The organism is Parahoeflea olei, from assembly GCF_001703635.1.
Classification (GTDB): Bacteria; Pseudomonadota; Alphaproteobacteria; order Rhizobiales; family Rhizobiaceae; genus Hoeflea; species Hoeflea olei.
In genome coordinates, this window is record NZ_LQZT01000042.1 from 312,947 (window position 1) to 331,789 (window position 18,843).

General features: G+C 66.1%; 18 protein-coding genes. 7 read left to right on the plus strand and 11 right to left on the minus strand.

Annotated elements, in window-relative coordinates:
* Positions 1-41 precede the first annotated feature (41 nt).
* Complete coding sequence (locus tag AWJ14_RS18270; RefSeq protein WP_066182600.1) at positions 42-896, minus strand: D-amino-acid transaminase; 855 nt, start codon at positions 894-896, stop codon at positions 42-44.
* A gap of 133 nt (positions 897-1,029) precedes the next feature.
* Between AWJ14_RS18270 and AWJ14_RS18275 the strand changes: the two genes are divergently transcribed.
* Positions 1,030-2,139: a DegT/DnrJ/EryC1/StrS family aminotransferase gene (locus tag AWJ14_RS18275; protein ID WP_066182604.1), complete on the plus strand. Its 1,110-nt coding sequence runs from the start codon at positions 1,030-1,032 to the stop codon at positions 2,137-2,139.
* 117 nt (positions 2,140-2,256) lie between these two features.
* Here the strand turns inward: AWJ14_RS18275 and AWJ14_RS18280 are convergent, their stop codons facing one another.
* From AWJ14_RS18280 to rfbF, 3 genes are all read right to left on the minus strand, one after another.
* Positions 2,257-3,486: a class I SAM-dependent methyltransferase gene (locus AWJ14_RS18280; RefSeq protein ID WP_066182802.1), complete on the minus strand. Its 1,230-nt coding sequence runs from the start codon at positions 3,484-3,486 to the stop codon at positions 2,257-2,259.
* Complete coding sequence (locus AWJ14_RS18285; RefSeq protein ID WP_245304356.1) at positions 3,486-4,055, minus strand: dTDP-4-dehydrorhamnose 3,5-epimerase family protein; 570 nt, start codon at positions 4,053-4,055, stop codon at positions 3,486-3,488. The genes AWJ14_RS18280 and AWJ14_RS18285 overlap by 1 nt, the downstream gene beginning before the upstream one ends.
* 154 nt (positions 4,056-4,209) lie before the next feature.
* Positions 4,210-4,980: a glucose-1-phosphate cytidylyltransferase gene (gene rfbF / locus AWJ14_RS18290; protein ID WP_066182608.1), complete on the minus strand. Its 771-nt coding sequence runs from the start codon at positions 4,978-4,980 to the stop codon at positions 4,210-4,212.
* Positions 4,981-5,295: 315 nt separating this feature from the next.
* On the opposite strand from rfbF, the gene AWJ14_RS18295 reads away from it, so the two are divergent.
* A complete protein-coding gene (locus tag AWJ14_RS18295; protein ID WP_066182612.1) occupies positions 5,296-6,867 on the plus strand; it encodes a helicase HerA-like C-terminal domain-containing protein in 1,572 nt (523 codons plus the stop codon).
* 154 nt (positions 6,868-7,021) lie between these two features.
* Here the strand turns inward: AWJ14_RS18295 and AWJ14_RS18300 are convergent, their stop codons facing one another.
* Both AWJ14_RS18300 and AWJ14_RS18305 read right to left on the minus strand, forming a co-directional pair.
* Positions 7,022-7,789 carry a L,D-transpeptidase gene (locus tag AWJ14_RS18300; protein ID WP_083220349.1) on the minus strand — a complete coding sequence of 256 codons (768 nt, stop codon included), beginning with the start codon at positions 7,787-7,789 and terminating at the stop codon, positions 7,022-7,024.
* Positions 7,790-7,979: 190 nt separating this feature from the next.
* Entirely contained in the window at positions 7,980-8,633 is a 654-nt protein-coding gene (locus tag AWJ14_RS18305) for a haloacid dehalogenase type II (RefSeq protein WP_066182616.1), read from the minus strand.
* 231 nt (positions 8,634-8,864) lie between these two features.
* Here AWJ14_RS18305 and AWJ14_RS18310 point away from each other — a divergent pair, with 231 nt between their 5' ends.
* Positions 8,865-9,731 carry a branched-chain amino acid aminotransferase gene (locus tag AWJ14_RS18310; RefSeq protein WP_066182809.1) on the plus strand — a complete coding sequence of 289 codons (867 nt, stop codon included), beginning with the start codon at positions 8,865-8,867 and terminating at the stop codon, positions 9,729-9,731.
* A 73-nt stretch (positions 9,732-9,804) separates the two neighbouring features.
* A complete protein-coding gene (locus tag AWJ14_RS18315; RefSeq protein ID WP_066182619.1) occupies positions 9,805-10,188 on the plus strand; it encodes a RidA family protein in 384 nt (127 codons plus the stop codon).
* Between the two features lie 17 nt (positions 10,189-10,205).
* Here the strand turns inward: AWJ14_RS18315 and denD are convergent, their stop codons facing one another.
* Positions 10,206-11,189, minus strand: a complete 984-nt coding sequence (gene denD / locus AWJ14_RS18320) for a D-erythronate dehydrogenase (protein ID WP_066182622.1) — start codon at positions 11,187-11,189, stop codon at positions 10,206-10,208.
* A gap of 227 nt (positions 11,190-11,416) precedes the next feature.
* On the opposite strand from denD, the gene AWJ14_RS18325 reads away from it, so the two are divergent.
* Positions 11,417-12,301, plus strand: coding sequence for a DMT family transporter (locus AWJ14_RS18325; protein WP_066182625.1), 885 nt, complete (start codon positions 11,417-11,419; stop codon positions 12,299-12,301).
* Between the two features lie 12 nt (positions 12,302-12,313).
* Here AWJ14_RS18325 and doeB read toward each other — a convergent pair whose 3' ends face one another.
* From doeB to eutB, 4 genes are read right to left on the minus strand one after another with little or no spacing between them, the layout of a single operon-like run.
* Positions 12,314-13,303, minus strand: coding sequence for a N(2)-acetyl-L-2,4-diaminobutanoate deacetylase DoeB (gene doeB, locus AWJ14_RS18330; RefSeq protein ID WP_066182628.1), 990 nt, complete (start codon positions 13,301-13,303; stop codon positions 12,314-12,316).
* Between the two features lie 7 nt (positions 13,304-13,310).
* On the minus strand, positions 13,311-14,498 hold the full coding sequence (gene doeA, locus AWJ14_RS18335; protein WP_066182631.1) for an ectoine hydrolase DoeA: 1,188 nt from the start codon (positions 14,496-14,498) through the stop codon (positions 13,311-13,313).
* 42 nt (positions 14,499-14,540) lie between these two features.
* Entirely contained in the window at positions 14,541-15,533 is a 993-nt protein-coding gene (gene eutC / locus AWJ14_RS18340; protein WP_066182634.1) for an ectoine utilization protein EutC, read from the minus strand.
* A 1-nt stretch (position 15,534) separates the two neighbouring features.
* Positions 15,535-16,533 (minus strand): hydroxyectoine utilization dehydratase EutB, encoded by a 999-nt coding sequence (gene eutB / locus AWJ14_RS18345; protein ID WP_139112693.1) that lies wholly within the window; start codon positions 16,531-16,533, stop codon positions 15,535-15,537.
* A gap of 181 nt (positions 16,534-16,714) precedes the next feature.
* Between eutB and AWJ14_RS18350 the strand changes: the two genes are divergently transcribed.
* Together AWJ14_RS18350 and AWJ14_RS18355 are read left to right on the plus strand one after the other, a co-directional pair.
* Positions 16,715-17,215 (plus strand): Lrp/AsnC family transcriptional regulator, encoded by a 501-nt coding sequence (locus AWJ14_RS18350; protein WP_066182637.1) that lies wholly within the window; start codon positions 16,715-16,717, stop codon positions 17,213-17,215.
* 254 nt (positions 17,216-17,469) lie between these two features.
* Entirely contained in the window at positions 17,470-18,840 is a 1,371-nt protein-coding gene (locus tag AWJ14_RS18355) for an aspartate aminotransferase family protein (RefSeq protein WP_066182640.1), read from the plus strand.
* Positions 18,841-18,843 lie beyond the last annotated feature (3 nt).

Here is an 18,843-nt window from a genome sequence, read left to right on the forward strand (position 1 = left end):
GTCCCGCCGGCCGTGCCACCGGCCGGCGGGTCCGGTGTGGATCAGATCGCGCGCTTGAGGCTTTCCTCGATATAGGTCTGCCTCAGGCCGAGTGCGACCGGGCCGGGCTTGCCGTCCGACAGCTCGACGCCATCGATCGCGACCACCGGGCCGACGAAAACGGTGGCAGAGGTGATGAAGGCCTCGGCGGCCTGCTTGGCTTCCTCGACCGTGAACTCGCGTTCCTCGATGCGTATCCCGTTCTTTTCGGAATAGGCCATCAGCGTCGCCCGGGTGATGCCCGGCAGGATCGAATTCGACAGCGGGCGGGTGACGATCGCACCGTCCCTGGTGACGATGAAGGCATTGTTGGACGTACCCTCGGTGACGACGCCGTCGCGCACCATCCAGGCGTCGTCGGCGCCCTGCTTCTTGGCTTCCATCTTGCCGAGCGACGGATAGAGCAGTTGCACGGTCTTGATGTCGCAACGGCCCCAGCGTAGGTCGGGTATGGTGATGACCTTCATGCCGCGGGTGGCGACCGGGCTGTCGATCAGCGCCCGGGCCTGGGTGAACAGGACCAGCGTGGGGGTCAGCTTTTCGGTATCGAAGGTGAAATCGCGATCGGTGGCGCCGCGCGTCATCTGCAGATACACGGCGCCCTCCTCCAGCCCGTTGCGGCTGACGAGTTCGCGGTGGATCGCGAGAAGTTCGTCATCACTTACGGTAAAGCGCATGCCGAGTTCGTTGGCGGAGCGGTGCAGCCGCACCATGTGCGCCGGATAATCGATCAGCTTGCCGCCGAGCACCGATGCGACCTCGTAAATCCCGTCGGCAAACAGGAAGCCGCGGTCGAACACCGAGACCTTGGCTTCATTCTCGGGCAGATAGTCCCCGTTGACATAAACCGTGCGCATGGCAACTCCCTTGTTCGCGTCGGGTTTCGTCTTGCCAGAAACGGACGGCGCCGCCAACGGGATTCTTGCCGCAGGACGCAATCCTGGCGCAGGCTCGGGCGGCTAGACATGGCCCTGATTCACGGAACCCGCCATGACCGACCGCATCGCCTATACCAAACCTTCGATCACCGAGCTCGAGGTCGCCTACGCGACCGAGGCGGCGCGCACCGGCTGGGGCGCGCGGTGCTATGACTATATCTTCCGGTTCGAACGCGCATTCGCATCCCATCTCGGCACAGCGCACGCGATTGCGACCTCGAGCTGCACCGGGGCGATGCATCTGGGGCTGGCGGGGCTCGGGATCGGCCCCGGCGACGAGGTGATCCTGGCCGACACCAACTGGATCGCCTCGGTGGCACCGGTGCTGCATCTGGGCGCGACGCCGGTGCTGGTGGACATTCTCGAAGACTCATGGTGCCTCGATCCCGCACAGGTCGAGGCCGCGATCACGCCGCGCACCAAGGCGATCCTGGCCGTGCATCTCTATGGCTCGATGTGCGACATGGACCGGCTTCTCGACATCGGCGCGCGCCACGGCGTGGCGGTGATCGAGGACGCCGCAGAAGCCCTCGGTTCGGAATGGCGGGGCAGGCCCGCCGGCTCGATGGGGGCTTTCGGCACCTTTTCGTTTCACGGCACCAAGACCGTAACCACCGGCGAAGGCGGCATGTTCGTGACCAGCGACCGCGCGCTGTTCGAGCGCGTCAGCATCCTGGCCAATCACGGGCGGGACCCCGCGGAGCCGCGCCAGTTCTTTCCGACCGTGACCGGCTACAAGTTCAAGATGGGCAATGTCGCCGCCGCCATCGGTTGCGCCCAACTCGAACGCATCGACGAGCTCGTCGCCGGCAAGCGCCGCATCCTGGCGCGCTACCGCGACCTGCTCTCGGGTCTCGAGGGTGTGACGCTCAATGCCGAACCGGAGGGCACGGTCAACGGCGCATGGATGCCGACGGCGGTCTTTGCCCCGGAAACCGGGATCACACGGGAAAGGCTGATGGTCGCGTTCGAGCAGGCCGGCATCGATGCGCGGGTGTTCTTCTGGCCCTTGTCGGAGCTGCCGATGTTCGAGGCCCGGCCCGAAAACACGCGTGCGCGCGACATCGCCGGACGCGCCATCAACCTGCCGAGCTATCACGACATGGACGAGGCCGCGCAGGTGCGCGTGGCCGCGGTGGTGAAGGGCCTGTTCAAGGGCTGAGCCTGCCCTGCCCGCCTCAGGCGGCGGGCTTGGCCAGTTGCGGCAGGCCGCCACCTGCCACAGGCGAGACGGCGCCGGGCGCTTCGGCATTGCACGGTACGGCCGCCCCCCCGCCCGTCAGTCCCGGATCGCAAGCTCCGGGATCGCGGTCACGAACCGTCCACCCCAGTCTTTGATAAAGGAAAGCTGGTTCCTGATTTCGGTCTCGATATTCCATGGCAGTATCACCACTCTGTCCGGTCGCTCGGAGCTCAATTGGTCCTCGCCGACGATCGGGATGTGCGAGCCGGGCATGAAGCGCCCCTGCTTGGCCGGGTTCCTGTCGACGACGAAAGCGATGTCGCGCGCATCCACGCCCGCGAAATTCAAAAGCGTGTTGCCCTTGGCCGCGGCGCCGTAGGCGGCAACCTTCTGCCCCTTGTCTCGCGCCTCCTGGAGGAAGGCGAGGAAAGCATCGCGCGCGGCTTCGGCGGTCGCCTGGAAGCCCGCATAGAAGTCTTCGGTCCTCAGGCCGGCGTCGCGCTCGGCCTCGAGCAGCGCCGCGACCGCCGGCGTGACCGGATGAGCCACATGATCGCTCCGGCAGGCATAGACCCTGAGGCTGCCGCCATGGTGCGGCGTGGTGGAGACATCGAACACCGTCAGCCCGTTGGCCGCGAAAATGCGCGCGACCGAGACCAGCGACAGGTAGGAGTAATGCTCGTGATAGGCGGTATCGAACTGGTTGCCGCGCACCATCTCGAGGAGATGCGGGAACTCGAACGTCGCCACGCCGGCAGGCTTGAGCAGACGCGCGAAGCCAGACACGAAATCATTGATGTCGGGCACGTGGGCGAGCACGTTGTTGGCGGCGATCAGGTCGGCCTGCCGTCCCTCCCGGGCGAGCCGCTCTCCCAGGTCGCGGCCGAAGAATTCCCCGACGATGTCGATGCCCTTGCCGCGCGCGGCCTCGGCGGTGCTGTGGGTCGGCTCGATGCCGTAGCAGGGAATGCCGAGTTCCTTCACATATTGCAGCAGGTAGCCGTCATTGGCGGCGACTTCCGCGACAAGGCTCTTGTCGGACAGGCCGAAGCGGTCGCGCATGTCGGCGACATAGCTGCGGGCATGGTCGAGCCAGGTGCGCGAGAACGAGGAGAAATAGGCGTAGTCGCCGGAGAAGAATTCTTCCCGGTCCGCGAAATCCTTGGTCTGGGTCAGCCAGCACGCCGTGCAGGTGCGGATCACCAGCGGGTAGCGCTTTTCCGGCCGCGCGAGATCGGCCGCATCGAGGTAGGAATTGGAGGGCGGCGCCTCGCCCAGGTCCAGGAACGGAATGAAATCCGTCCCACCGCAATGCCTGCAGCGCATCATGCCTGGAGCCCTCCCTGTTCGATCAACGGAAACGAGGCATCGCGCTCGGACAGGTCCGCCACCGCAAGCGGCCAGGCAATGCCGAGCGCGGGATCGTCGTGGCGCAAGCCGGCTTCCGCCGCGGGCGTATAGGGTGCCGAATGGACATAGATCAGCTCGACGTCATCGGTCAGCGTCTGGAAACCGTGCGCGAAGCCCTCGGGCACGTAAAGCGCGGTCCCGGCTTCAGCCGAAAGCTCCGCCGCCACATGGCGATGACGGGTCGGACTGCCGGGGCGGATATCGACGGCGACATCGAGCACCGCGCCGCGGATGCACACCACCAGCTTGGCTTCGGCATGGGGCGGCTTCTGGTAATGCAGGCCCCGCACGCTGCCGCGGCGCGCCGTCAGGCTGTGATTGATCTGGGCGACGGGGCCGGGCCAGCCGATGCCGGCCAGCGCTTCGGCGCAGAAGATCCGCGCAAAGGCGCCACGCGCATCTCGGTGCGGGCTCCGGCGGACAAGCACCGGCCCTGCCGCCGCCTGCGGCATCAAACCTGTGACTGCAAACGGCGAAGCGCTCATGACCCGCACAGCACCTTTGCGTAAGTGACAGCGCACATATCTGTTGCGTCGAACTTGAGTGGCGGACGGCGGGGCGTCGAGCTGCGGACCTCGAGGCTCGCGCCCGTGCGGGCTTCGAGCCCCGTCCGTGTCGCGGACGCCGCCCGGTCGGGGCTCACCACTTCTTCCATGGAGCCGCTCCCTCGGTCCAGAGCGTCTCGAGCACGTTCTTGTCGCGCAAGGTGTCCATCGGCTGCCAGAAGCCGCGGTGGAAGAAGGCGCGCAGCTGGTCCTGAGCGGCAAGCTCCGCCAGCGGCTCGCCTTCGAAGCTGGTTCGGTCGCCTGCAATGGCATCAAGCACCGGATGCGACAGGACGAAGAAGCCACCATTGATGAAACCGCCTTCGCCTTCGGGCTTTTCGACAAAGCCCTGGACCCGGTCGCCATCGAGCTTGAGCGCACCGAAGCGGGCCGGCGGACGCACCGCCGTGACGGTGGCGAGCCGGCCGTGCGACTTGTGAAACGCGATCGAGGCGGAGATGTCGACGTCGGACACGCCGTCGCCATAGGTGAAGCAGAAGCTTTCCTCGCCCTCGAGATAGGGGGCGACGCGCTTCAGCCGGCCGCCGGTCATCGTGCTCTCGCCGGTATCGACCAGCGTGACCCGCCAGTCCTCGGCGTTCTGGCGATGGAAATGGATGGTGTTGGCCGCGGTGTCGAAGGTCATGTCCGACATGTGCAGGGCGTAGTTGGCGAAATATTCCTTGATCACGTAGCCGCGGAAGCCGCAGCAGATGATGAAGTCGCTGAGCCCGTGGCTGTGATAGAGCTTCATGATGTGCCACAGGATCGGCCGTCCGCCGATTTCCACCATGGGCTTGGGCTTCAGGTGGGTTTCTTCGGCAAGGCGCGAGCCCAGGCCGCCGGCAAGGATGACGACCTTCATGCCTGGCTCCCCGGCGTCGCTGCGAACCGGGCGCATGCGCGCGGCACAGGTGCAGGCAGGCCTGAAAGACGGCCAGCGCCCGCAGGCTTGGTATCTGCCCCGTGCTTCATGATGCCCAAGAATCCCCCGATGTTTCGGGATGAATCTAGCCGCACAAGCTTTCCCGAGGCTGTCGCAGCCCCTGCCGGGGCCGTGCCGGCCTTCCTTGCCGGCTTCAAGCATTGTTCCCGCGGCCGAGCTTGCTATAACTGCGCCAGGAAGCCTGCGCATGGCGCACGGGAACAGGCGCCGCAACCGGCGCGATATGAGGACGACATGCTCGAAGAAGGCAAGCTTTTCATCGGCACCAGCCGCAATCCCGACGACACGATCAACAAGGGCGAATATCTCGACCTGAAATATGCCAACCGGCACGGGCTGATCACCGGGGCCACCGGCACCGGCAAGACCGTGACGCTGCAGATCCTGGCCGAGAGCTTCTCCAATGCCGGCGTGCCGGTGTTCTGCGCCGACGTGAAGGGCGACCTCTCCGGCATCGCGGCCATCGGCGAGCCCAAGGACTTCCTCGAAAAGCGCGCGCAGGCCATCGGGCTCGATCCCTATGAATATCAGGAGTTCCCGGTGATCTTCTGGGACCTGTTCGGCGAAAAGGGCCACCGGGTCCGCACCACCATCTCCGAGATGGGGCCGCTGCTGCTGGCGCGGCTGATGGACATGAGCGAGGCGCAAGAAGGCGTGCTCAACATCGCCTTCAAGCTCGCCGACGAGAACGGGTTGCCGCTTCTCGACATGAAGGATTTGCGGGCGCTGCTGACCTACATGGCCGGCGAGACCGAAAAGCTCTCGGCCATGTATGGCAACATCACCAAGCAGTCGCTGGCCTCGATCCAGCGCGGGCTGCTGGTGCTCGAACAGCAGGGCGCCGAGCATTTCTTCGGCGAACCGGCGCTCCGGATCGCCGACATCATGCGCACCACCAATGACGGGCGCGGCGCGATCTCGGTGCTCGCCGCCGACCGGCTGATGATGAATCCGAGGCTCTACGCCACCTTCCTGCTGTGGCTGCTGTCAGAACTGTTCGAGGAACTGCCGGAGGTCGGCGATCCGGACCGACCGCGGCTGGTGTTCTTCTTCGACGAGGCGCATCTCTTGTTCGACGAGGCGCCGAAGGTGCTGATCGACCGCGTGGAGCAGGTGGTGCGGCTGATCCGGTCGAAGGGCGTGGGCGTCTATTTCGTGACGCAGAACCCGCTCGACGTGCCAGAAACGGTGCTGTCGCAGCTCGGCAACCGGATCCAGCATGCGCTCAGGGCCTATACGCCGCGCGAGCAGAAGGCGGTGAAGGTGGCGGCGGAAACCTTCCGGCCCAATCCCGCCTTCGACTGTTTCGAGGCGATCACCCAGTTGGGCGTGGGCGAGGCGCTGGTCTCCACGCTCGGCGCCAAGGGCGTGCCCTCGATGGTGGAACGCACGCTGGTGCGCCCACCGTCTTCCCGGCTCGGCCCGATCACCGACCCCGAACGGCAGAAGGTGATGGCGGTCAGCCCCGTGGCGGGTCAGTACGACACCGATCTCGACCGCGACAGCGCCTTCGAGATGCTCCAGCGCCGCGCCGCCGAAGCCGCCAAGGCGGAGGAGCAGCAGCGGGAGGCGGAGGAGCAGGAAAAGCCGCGCGAGGGCCGCCGCTGGACCCTGCCCGGCTATGCCGACGATGCCGAGGAGGTCGAAGACCGGCCCCGTCGCAAGAACTCGAGCCGGTCGCGGCCCGGCTATCAGCGCCAGACGGTGACCGAGGCGGTGATCAAGTCGGTGGCACGCTCGGCGGCCACCTCGCTCGGCCGGGCACTGGTGCGCGGCATTCTCGGCTCCCTGAAGAAAGGCCTCTGAGCGGCCCGCGCGGCCGCCTCAAGGGGCTTCCGCCGCACAAATGGCAAAGGCCCCGGGGCAGCCGACCGGGCCGAAGCAGGTCACGAAGCCCAACACCGCCGACCCTGAACGGTTCTGCCCCGGCAGCCTGATATCCGGTTGCCGCGTGTAAGCCTTACGTCACGACGATCGGCGTCCGCGCGGGGACGCGGTCGTAGAGGTCGCAGATGTCCTGGTTGAGGAGGCGCACGCAGCCGGAGGAGACGGCCTTACCGATGGACTTGTATTCCGGACTGCCGTGCAGACGGTAGAGCGTGTCCTCGCCGTTCTGGAAGATGTAGAGGGCGCGGGCGCCGAGCGGGTTGTCGAGGCCGGGCGGCATGCCGCCATTTGCGGCCGACCAGCGCTCGAGTTCTGGCTGGCGGGCGATCATCTCCTGGGGCGGGGTCCAGGTCGGCCATTTCTGCTTCCACTGCACGATGGCGCGGCCCGACCAGGAAAAGCCCTGGCGGCCGATGCCGACGCCATAGCGCATCGCCCGGCCGTTTTCGCGGACGAGATAGAGGAAGCGGTCGGCCGTGCTGACAACGATGGTGCCGGGCCGCTCGCCGGTCGGATCGGCCACTTCCTGGCGCAGATAGGCCGGGTCGATCTCGGTATAGGGGATCGCCGGCAAGGGAAACTGCTCGTCGAACTTGGGCCCGTACATGGCATCGTAATAGGGGGAACCGCGGACAAGGCCCGCCTGGCGGTTGTCCGGCGTGCGATAGACCGGCGCGGTGTCGACCATGAATTGCCGCGTCGAGGGGCCGGCGCACCCGGCCAGCGTCGCCGTGGCCGCAGCGCCGAAGGCCAGAAAGCCGCGCCGCGACAACGGGCGCGCGGCAGGAGAGATGGCAGGAACTCCGGTAAAGTTCGCGTCTTTTTGTCTGGGTCCGGTCATGTCGCGGAAGGTCCTTGAATCGAAGATGGGGGCATCGCCGACACCCCGCCGGGAGTCCTCCGGCGGGGGTCAACGCATGGTCCAGCATTGGGTTCCGATTATGACCATCCCATGCCAGGCTTGTGGTGAACTTGCCACAGCAGCGGGAAATCCCGTTGACACGACCTCGATCGCGGCGGCAGCGGCGGGCCTATTCGACGCCGTTGAGATCGGGCAGGATCAGCGACGGCGACAGGTCGCGGTATTCGTCGGGCATCCGTGCGCGGTTGACCCAGACCGTGCGGAAGCCGAATTTCGCGGCACCCGCCACGTCCCAGCGGTTGGAGGACTGGAACGATACCGCGCCGGGATAGAGCCGGTAGGCGGTGGTCACCATGTCGTAGACCGCCGGATCGGTCTTGAAGGTCCTGAGTTCGTCGACGGAGAAGACATCGTCGATCACGGTGTCGAGCGCCGCATTGCGCACCGCCGAATTCAGCATCGGCACCGATCCGTTCGACAGGATCGCCACCCGCGCCCCCGTCGCCTTGAGCGCCTTGAGCACGGCCGGCACCTCGCGGTAGCAATCGAGCTCGAAATAGGCCTCCAGCAGGTCCGCGCGAAGCGCCTTGTCGGCGCTCGGCACCCGCTCGAAGGCGTAATCGAGCGCCTCTTCGGTCAAGGCCCAGAAATCGCGCCATTCCCGCATCAGGGATCGCGTCCAGGAATATTCGAGCTGTTTGGCCCGCCAGATCTCCGACAGTTGCTGGCCGTCGGGGCCGATCGCGGCCGCATGGCGGCGCACGGCGGCGTGCACGTCGAAAAGCGTTCCGTAGGCATCGAATACATAGGCGGCATAGGCCATCGCGAAGTCTCCCTTCCGGCGGCACGATGCTCATGTTGCAGTGCAACAGTCAAGCTGCCCTTCCGAAAGACGGCCCGCCGGATGCGTCCGTTTGTGTCCCGACAGGCCCGAACCGCGCAACGATCCTGCAATTGCGATATTTTGACGCTTGGCTGAAACAACCATCACTTGACGACAGCGGCGGCGACGTCGGATTGTCCGTCTTTACGATGAGATCAGCAGGAGATGACCATGGCGGTGAACACCCAAGCGCGTACCAAGACCTGGACCTATGTCGACGGGGAGTGGCTTGAAGGCAACCCGCCGCTGATCGGCCCGGTGAGCCACGCGATGTGGCTGGGCTCGACCGTGTTCGACGGCGCCCGCTGGTTCGACGGCGTGGCACCCGATCTCGACCTGCACTGCCAGCGCGTCAACCGCTCGGCCAATGCGCTCGGCATGCGCGCGACGGTGGAGGCCGAAACCATCGAGGCACTCGCGCATGAGGGGCTCAAGAAATTCGACGGCAAGACCGCGGTCTACATCAAGCCGATGTACTGGGCCGAGCACGGCGGCTACATGTCGGTGCCGGCCGATCCGGATTCGACGCGCTTCTGCCTGTGCCTGTTCGAAAGCCCGATGATCGCCTCGTCCGGTTTCTCGGTCACGGTCTCGCCGTTCCGGCGGCCGACCTACGAGACCGCGCCGACCAATGCCAAGGCGGGCTGCCTCTACCCGAACAACGGCCGGGCGGTGATGGAGGCCAAGTCGCGCGGCTTCGACAACGCACTGGTGCTCGACATGCTCGGCAATGTCGCTGAAACCGGCACCTCCAACATCTTCATGGCCAAGGACGGCGTGGTGTTCACGCCCGCGCCGAACGGCACCTTCCTGTCGGGCATCACCCGGGCGCGCACGATCAGGCTCCTGCGCGAGGCCGGCACCGAAGTGGTGGAGAAATCGCTCTCCGTCGCCGATTTCATGGACGCCGACGAGATCTTCTCGACCGGCAACCATTCCAAGGTGGTGCCGGTGATCCGCATCGAGGACCGCGAGCTGCAGGCCGGGCCGATGGCCCGCACCGCCCGCCAACTGTACATGGACTGGGCGCACGGCTGAGGCCGGCGCCCCCGAACCAAGACAAGCCGCCCGCATCGCGGGTCGGACGGCCACAACAGAGAGAGAAAGCAGCATGAGCGAACGGCGCAAGCATTCGACCGGATCCCCCTTCGAAAAGGCCGCGGCCTATTCGCGGGCAGTACGGCAAGGCCCCTTCGTGCATGTCTCGGGCACCACGGGCTATGACTACGCGGCGATGGAAATGCCCGCCGACGTGGCCACCCAGGCGCGCAACTGCTTTGCCACCATCCGCGCCTCGCTGGAGGCACTCGATGCCAAGCTGAGCGATATCGTCCGGGTGCGCTACTACGTGACCAGCACCGACCATTTCGACGCGCTCACCCCTGTGCTCGCCGAGCATCTGGGCGGCATCGACCCGGCGGCAACCATGATCATCTGCCAATTGATCCGGCCGGAAATGCTGATCGAGATCGAGGTCACCGCGCAGGTCGAATAGCCTGCGCGGTCACGCATTCAGAGCGCCCCGCCCATCTCGTCCTCGATATGGATGCGGATGATTTCATCAAACGAGCTTTCGGCGCGAAAGCCGAGCGCCTTGGCGCGCTCGGCGCGAAAGCTGCGCGGCCAGGATTGCACGATCGCCATCACGGCGGGATCGGGCTCCGGGCGGATCAGCGCCACCGCCTTGTCCCCGGCGACGCGGCGCAGGGCCTCGATCTGTTCGGCGACGGTGGCCGACAGCCCCGGCAAGGTGAGCACGCGGCGCGGCCCGACCGGGGCGGTATCCATGGTCGCCGCATGGGTCAGGAAGCCCACCGCCGCGCGCGGGCTCGCATGCCAGTGGCGCACGGTGTCGGGCACCGGCAGCCGCGCGGGCTTGCCCGCCAGCGGCTCGCGCAGGATGCCAGAGAAAAAGCCCGAGGCCGCCTTGTTGGGCAGACCCGGGCGGATGCAGATGGTGGGCAGGCGGATCGCCAGCCCGTCGAAAAAGCCGCGGCGGCTGTAATCCTGCAAGAGCAGTTCGGCAATCGCCTTCTGCGTGCCGTAACTGGTCAGCGGCGCGGTCAGGTGCTCGTCGTCGATCTCGTCGGGCAGCGGCACCCCGAAAACGGCGATGGAGGAGGCAAAGACCAGCCGCGGGCAATAGCCCTCGCTGCCGGAAAGCGCCCGGACAGCGTCGAACAGGTAGCGGCTGCCGTCGAGATTGATGCGGTAGCCCTTGTCGAAATCCTGCTCGGCCTCGCCGGACACGACGGCGGCGAGATGGATGATCACGTCGGGCCGTCCGGCAAGAAGACGCGGCGCGGTGGCGGGATCGGAAATATCCGCGACCACTGCGGCGACCGCGCCGTCAAAGCCCGCGGGGACTTCCGGGGCAATGGCGTCGGCAAGGGTGAGCCGGTCGACCGGCTTTGCGCCCAGCGCGCCGTCGCGCACGATCGCGGCCGTGAGCTTGCGGCCGACCATGCCCGCAGCACCGATGATCAGGACATGCATGATTTCCTCCTCCGTCCCGGGCGACGATAGCCCGGCGGCGCGCATGGCACAATCGGCAGCCTCTGCCCCGGCGCGTCTCGCGGAGCGGGCGGCAATTGCATTGCCTGCCCGAATCCGCTTGAGTGACGGAGGCGTCGCGGGAGACCCGAGGATGTCTTCAGACTGCTCCGCCGGCTCTCAATTTTCCGCACCGCTCCGGCGTGCCGGTTCCCCGAAAGACCCATACCATGCCTCAGATCCACCGGCCCGGACTTGCCGTACTCTGGATGATCGGATCGATCACCTCGTTTTCGACCATGGCGGTGGCCGGCCGATACGTGTCGGGCGTGCACTCGACTTTCGAGATCATGACCTTCCGCTCGCTCACGGGCTTCGTCATCGTGCTGGCGCTGGCGGCGGCGAACCGGCGGATGTGGGAAATCCGTACCGAACGGCTCCGGCTGCATTTCTTCCGCAACCTGTTTCACTTCACCGGGCAGAACCTGTGGTTCTTCGCATTGGCCTCGATCCCGCTCGCGCAGGTGTTCGCGCTCGAATTCACGAGCCCGGTCTGGGTGATCGTGCTCAGCCTGCTGTTTCTGGGCGAACGGGTGACGGCCTACAGGGTGGTTGCGGCAGCGCTCGGATTCGCCGGCATCTTGGTCGTCGCGCGCCCGGATTTCGGCGCGCTCGAACCCGGCTTGATGACGGCAGCGCTGTCGGCGGTGTTCTTCGCCGGGACCATCATCATGACCAAGGCGCTCACGCGTCACGAGAGCATCGTCTCGATCCTGTTCTGGTTGACCGGGCTGCAGATGGGGTTCGGCCTGGTCTGCCTGGCGCTGCAGAGCACGATCGTGTGGCCGACGCTCTCGACGGCGCCGTGGCTGCTCGTGATCGGCGTCTCCGGCCTGATGGCGCATTACTGCCTGACCACGGCGCTGTCGCTGGCGCCGGCAAGCTTCGTCATGCCGATCGATTTCACCCGGCTTCCCGTGATCGCGGTGGTGGGCATGGTGCTGTTCGGCGAAAAGGCCGATCTGCTCATCCTTCTCGGCGGCGGCCTCATCATTCTCGCCAACTGGATCAATATCCGCGGCGAGAACCGCGCCCGCAGCGCCACCGCCAGCTGAGCCCGGTGCGGATCAGATCTTGACCGCCACCACCGCCATGCAGTCGCCCGACTTGACCAGCCCCGGGCTGTGACGCGACACCATCAGGCCGGAGCGGTTCGCCACATAGGCGATCGGCGGCACGCCGGTGCGGTCGGCGGGCCAGACGCGGGCGATCACCTCGTCCTTTTCAACCGGATCGCCGAGATTTTTCATGGCTTCGAACAGCCCGTCATGCTGGCTGAAGACGAAGCAGTCGTCGTCCGGCATGTCGAGCATCACCGAAGGCTCGAGTTCGAGTTCGCCCTTGAGGATACCGGCATGCTTCAGCACATTGCGCACGCCCTTTTTGGCGATGGCGTTGGAGCGTGCCGTCGAGGTGCCGCCACCGCCCAACTCCGTGGTGACGAACACCTTGCCCTGGTCCTCGACGCTGGTGTCGTACATGCCGACATTGTCGATCTCGAGCATGATCATCGAATAGGGCGCGTTGAAAGCCTCGACCGCGGCCACGCAGGCCGCCTGCTGCTCCTTGTTCTCGAGCACATGGGCCGAGGCGAAGGGGATGAAATCGAGCGTCCGGCCGCCCGAATGGAAGTCGAGCACGATCGACGCCTCCGGCAGCAGCACCGTCTGGAAATAATCGGCGATCTTTTCCGTGACCGTGCCGCTCGGCGAACCGGGAAACGAGCGGTTCATGTTGCCCCGGTCGATCGGCGAGGTGCGGGTGCCGGCCCGAAACGCCGGATAGTTCATGGCCGGCACGATGATGACGCGGCCCTCGATCTCCTCGGGCGCAAGCGTCACCGCGAGTTCCATCAGCGCGATCGGCCCTTCGTATTCGTCGCCGTGATTGGCGCCGGTCAGCAGCGCGGTCGGCCCCACGCCGTTCCTGATCACCGTGATCGGGATCATCACCGATCCCCAGGCGGAATCGTCACGGCTGTAGGGCAGTCTCAGAAATCCGTGATGGGCGCCGTCTTCATGCAGCGGGATCGTGGGGACAATCGGATTGGCGGGCATGGCGGGTTCAATCCTTCACGAACAGCCGGCGCGGCACATTGGCGAGGCATTCCGGCCCGGACGCACCGATGACGATGCTCTCGGTGATCTCGAAGCCCCAGTCGTCCATCCACAGCCCGGTCATGAAGTGGAAGGTCATGTTCTCCTCGAGCACGGTCCTGTCGCCGGGCCGGAGCGACATCGTGCGCTCGCCCCAGTCGGGCGGATAGGAGATGCCGATCGGATAGCCGGTGCGGTTGTCCTTGGTGATCCCGTATTTGCTGAGAACCTTGAAGAAGGCGTTGGCTATGTCCTCGCACACATTCCCGGCTTTTGCCGCCTCAAGCCCCGCCTCCATGCCTTCGAGCACGGCCTTTTCGGCATCGAGGAAAGTCTCTGTCGGCTTTCCGAGGAACAGCGTGCGCGACAGCGGGCAGTGGTAGCGCCTGTAGACCCCGGCGATCTCGAAAAAGGTGCCCTCGCCTTCCTTCATCGGCTGGTCGTCCCACGTCAGGTGCGGCGCAGAGGCATCCGCGCCCGAGGGCAGAAGCGGCACGATCGCCGGATAGTCACCGCCAAAGCCAAGCCCGTCATCGTAGCGCAGTGCCGCCTCGTAGATGTCGGCGACGAGATCGCATTTGCGGTAGCCGACCTCACATTTTTCGACGATGGTCCGGTGCATGCGCTCGACCAGCCTTGCTGCCTTGCGCATGTAATCGAGTTCCCGGGGCGACTTGACGGCCCGCTGCCAGTTGACGAGCGCCGTGACATCGGAAAACCGCGCGTTCGGCAGGTGCTTGACGAGCGAGGCGAAGGCGGCGGCGGAGAACCAGTAATTGTCCATCTCCACGCCGATGCGCTTCGCGTCCCAGCCGCGCGCGGCGAGCCGGTCGGCGAGAAAGTCCATGGGATGGCGTTCGGTCGACTGCACATAGTGGTCGGGATAGCCGATGATGTCGTCTTCGCCGAGATAGGCGGTGCGGCGCGCGCCATTGGCGTCCTGGCCGCGGCCGAACCAGACCGGATCACCATCCGGCCCCACCACCACGCATTGATGCACATAGAACGACCAGCCGTCATAGCCGGTGAGCCAGGCCATGTTGGAGGGATCGGAGACGATGATGACATCGACCCCGGCGCGCTCCATGGCCCGGCGCGTCTTTGCGAGGCGATCGGCATATTCCTCGCGGCTGAAAGGGAGTACGGGCGCGGACATCGGGCATTCCTTTCTGGTGCGGTCGGACCGACCGTGATGGTCTCAGGTGGAAAGGTCGACGCCCGCTCCCGCGGCATGCGCCCGACCGGCGGCAAAGGTGGCGATTGCGGTGTCCTGCACCCCCGTGCCGGTCAGGTCGGCAAGGGTGATCGCGCGCTCCGACGCGCGGCCCGAAGCCCTGCCCGACACGATGGCGCCAAGTTCGGCAAATTCCTTTTCGGCGTCGACGACGCCCGCTTCGATCGCGGTCCGCAACTCGCCCAGCAGCTGCGCCTGCGTGAGCCGGTCGGGCACATAGGGATCGGCCCGGGCAAAGCAGGCCGGGTCGAGCTCGTTCTTGTGCGCCTGATCGGAGCCCATGGCGGTGATGTGCTGGCCGGGCCGCAGCCAGTCGGCCTGCAACACCGGAGCTGTCGCGGGCGTGGTGGTGACGACGATGTCTGCCTCGGACACGGCGGTTGCGGGATCGCCCGCGGCGCGCACCTCGATGCCGAGATCCCGGCTCAACTCCGCGGCGGCCGCCATCGCCCTGCCCGGATCACGCGCCCAGATGGTGGCCGTCTCGATCGGCCGCACTAGGCTCAGCGCCTTGAGATGGAGCTTCGCCTGGCAGCCGGCGCCGAGAATGCAGGCCCGGGTTGAATCCGCGCGCGCGAGATGCCTGGCGGCGACCGCTCCGGCGGCGGCGGTGCGGATATCGGTGAGATAGCCATTGTCGAGCAGCAGGGCTTCGAGCATGCCTGTCCTGGCCGAAAACACCGCCATCAGTCCCGAGGTGCTCGGCAGTCCGATCTTCGGATTGTCGAAGAAGCCCGGCGAAACCTTGATGGCGAAACTGTCGATGCCCGGCACGAAGGCGGTCTTGACGTCGACCTCGCCGTTGAACGGCGCGATCGCCATCGACAGCACCGGCGGCATCACCACATCGCCGGTGGCGAGCGCGGCAAAGGCCTGCTCGATGCAGGTGATGGCGTCGAGATCGAGCGTGACGACCTCACGCAAATCCGTCTCTGTAAGAATCCTGATCCGGGCCATCTCAGGCGGCCTCCCCGGTCAGGTCGTCCCCCGAGACGAGGCGCAGGTGCTGGTCCATGTCGATATTGCCGCCGCTCAGAATGGCCACTACCGGGCCGTCGCTCGCGACCTTGCCCGCGAGCAGCGCCGCGACGCCGACAGCGCCCGCTCCTTCGACGATCTGCCGCTCCTGCCGGTAGAGATGGCGGATGGCTCGCGCGATTTCGGCCTCGCTCACCAGAATGACGTCATCGACCAGATCCCTGGTCATCGCGAAAGTCAGGCGGTTGTCGAGGCCGATGCCGCCGCCAAGCGAATCGGCCAGCGTTTCCAGTTCTTCCACCTGCACCGGCTTGCCGGCGGCAAGGCACCGGTGCATCGCCGCGCCGCGCTCCATGGACAGTCCGACGATCCGAACGCCGGGGCGCCGGGCCCTGAGCGCCGCGGCGACGCCCGAGATCAGGCCGCCGCCCGACAGCGGCACCAGGACGGTGGCGAGATCGGGAACCTGCTCCAGAATCTCAAGCCCCAGCGTGCCCTGGCCGGCGATGACGGCGCGATGGTCGAAGGGCGGCACCATCGTCATCCCCTCCTCCCGGACCAGGCGCGCGGCTTCGAGCTGCGCCTCGTCCTGCGAGCGGCCGATGATCCGCACCTCCGCACCCTCTGCGGCGATGCCGTCGATCTTGGCCTGCGGCACAAGCCGCGACAGGGCGATGATGCATCTGACGCCCGCCGCGCGGGCGGCATGGGCAAGCCCCTTTCCGTGATTGCCGGTGGAAACCGCCACCACGCCGCAGCGCCTCTCGTCCGCCGAGAGACCGGCCACCGCATTGGTCGCGCCGCGCAGTTTGAAGCTGCCGGTGATCTGGCCGTGCTCAAGCTTGAGATGCACCGGCATGCCGAGACGATCGGACAGCGACGGCGAGACCATGACCGGAGTCAGCCGTACGGCGTCGGCGATGGCGGCGCGGGCCTGCTCGATTTCCGCCAGGTCGACATGGGGTTCGGCGGCCATCATCCCGGGTCACCGGCCATGCCGAAAGCCACCGCGTCACGGGCTCGACCCCTTGATTCCACAAGGGATTTGCGATCGGCACGACACCGGTATGGGGATTTTCGGGGCCAAGGGATCATGTCGCATTGTTGACCGCAATCCCGGAAATTGACAAGCCCGCGGCACTGGCCCAAAAGTCGGTGTCATGGCGCCGCTCAAGCTCGATGACCGCGATATCAAGATCTTGGCAATCCTGTCGCGGGAGGGCCGGATCTCCAAATCCGAGCTCGCCAAGCGGGTCAATCTGAGCGCCACGCCCTGCTGGGAACGGCTCAGCCGGCTGGAAAAGGCCGGCGTCATTTCCGGCTACAGGGCCGAGATCGAGCTCCGCTCCGTCACCCCGCAGGTCACCGTATTCGTGATGGCGGAGCTCGAAAACCACCGCGCGGCGACCTTCCAAGCATTCGAGCAAGCCGTTGAAGCTTATGACGAAATTCTCTCCTGCTGGGCGCTCGGCGGCGGCTTTGACTATCTCCTTCAGGTCGTCACCCGCGACATCGACAGCTATCAGCGACTGATCGACGACCTGCTGGGCCGCGGCGCCGGGCTGGCGCGCTACTTTACCTATATCGTCACCAAGCCGGTAAAGCACTCCGCAAGCCCGCCGCTCGCCACGCTGATGGGCCTGGCCCCGGGGGCGGACTGACGCCGGGGCGCCGCGAATTTGGAGGAAGCGTCTGGCAGGTGTCGACAGATCAGAGGAATCCTCTGGCTGCGAGCCGCTAGCATCGCCGCTGATGACCGCCCCGCGGCGCTGCTCGAGGCCCCGGTCCGTCACGGCCGGATGCCGGCTCGCCCCGGGCCTTGGCACGTTGGCCGAGCGCTCGGAGAGCGCGTACCGCACGACCCCGGTTCCGTCTGCCGCGTCCCGGGGATGAGCCGCCGAACAAGGAAACTCATATGTTGCGCAACGACCAGCTGGACCAGTGGGATCACGACCACTTCTTCCATCCCTCGACCCATCTCGCCCAGTTCGCCCGCGGCGAGCTCAAGAACCGGATCGTCACCGGCGGCGAGGGCGTGCACATCACCGACCGCGAGGGCAACCGGCTGCTCGACGCCTTTGCCGGGCTCTACTGCGTCAATATCGGCTATGGCCGCCAGGAAGTGGCCGACGCGATCGCCGCGCAGGCCAAGGAGCTCGCCTATTACCATTCCTATGTCGGCCACGGCACCGAAGCCTCGGTCACGCTCGCCAAGATGGTGATCGACCGCGCGCCCGAAAACATGAGCCGGGTTTATTTCGGTCTGTCGGGCTCGGACGCCAACGAGACCAACGTCAAGCTCGTCTGGTACTACAACAACATTCTCGGCCGACCGGAAAAGAAGAAGATCATCTCGCGCTGGCGCGGCTATCACGGCTCAGGGCTGATGACAGGTTCGCTCACAGGGCTTGAGCTGTTTCACAAGAAGTTCGACCTGCCGCTGAGCCAGGTCGTGCACACCGAGGCGCCCTACTACTTCCGCCGTCCCGACCTTTCGATGTCGGAGGAGGCGTTCGTCGCCCATTGCGCGAGCGAACTCGAGGCGCTGATCGAGCGCGAGGGTGCGGACACCATTGCCGCCTTCATCGGCGAGCCGGTGCTCGGCACCGGCGGCATCGTGCCGCCGCCTCAGGGCTACTGGGCGGCGATCCAGAACGTGCTCAGGAAGCACGATATCCTGCTGATCGCCGACGAGGTGGTCACCGGCTTCGGGCGTCTGGGGACGATGATGGGCTCGACCCATTACGGCATCGAGCCCGACATCATCACCATCGCCAAGGGGCTGACCTCGGCCTATGCGCCGCTGTCAGGCTCGATCCTGTCGGACAAGGTCTGGAAGGTGCTCGAACAGGGCACGGACGAGTATGGCGCGATCGGCCATGGCTGGACCTATTCCGCCCACCCGATCGGGGCCGCGGCGGGCGTGGCCAATCTCAAGCTGATCGACAGCCTGAACCTGGTCGCCAATGCCGGCGAGACCGGCGCCTATTTCAATGCGGCGATGCGCGACGCCGTCGGCGGTCATGCCCATGTCGGTGACGTGCGCGGCGAAGGCATGCTCTGCGCGGTCGAACTGGTCGAGGACCGCGACGACCGCGTCTTCTTCGACCCGACCAAGAAGATCGGCCCGTCGCTGGCGGCAGCGCTCCTAAAGCGCGGCGTGATCGCCCGCGCCATGCCACAGGGCGATATCATCGGCTTCGCCCCGCCGCTGTGCCTCACCCGCGAAGAAGCCAACACGGTGGTTTCGGCCATGGCGGATTCGGTCAAGGAAGTGCTCGGCTGAGTG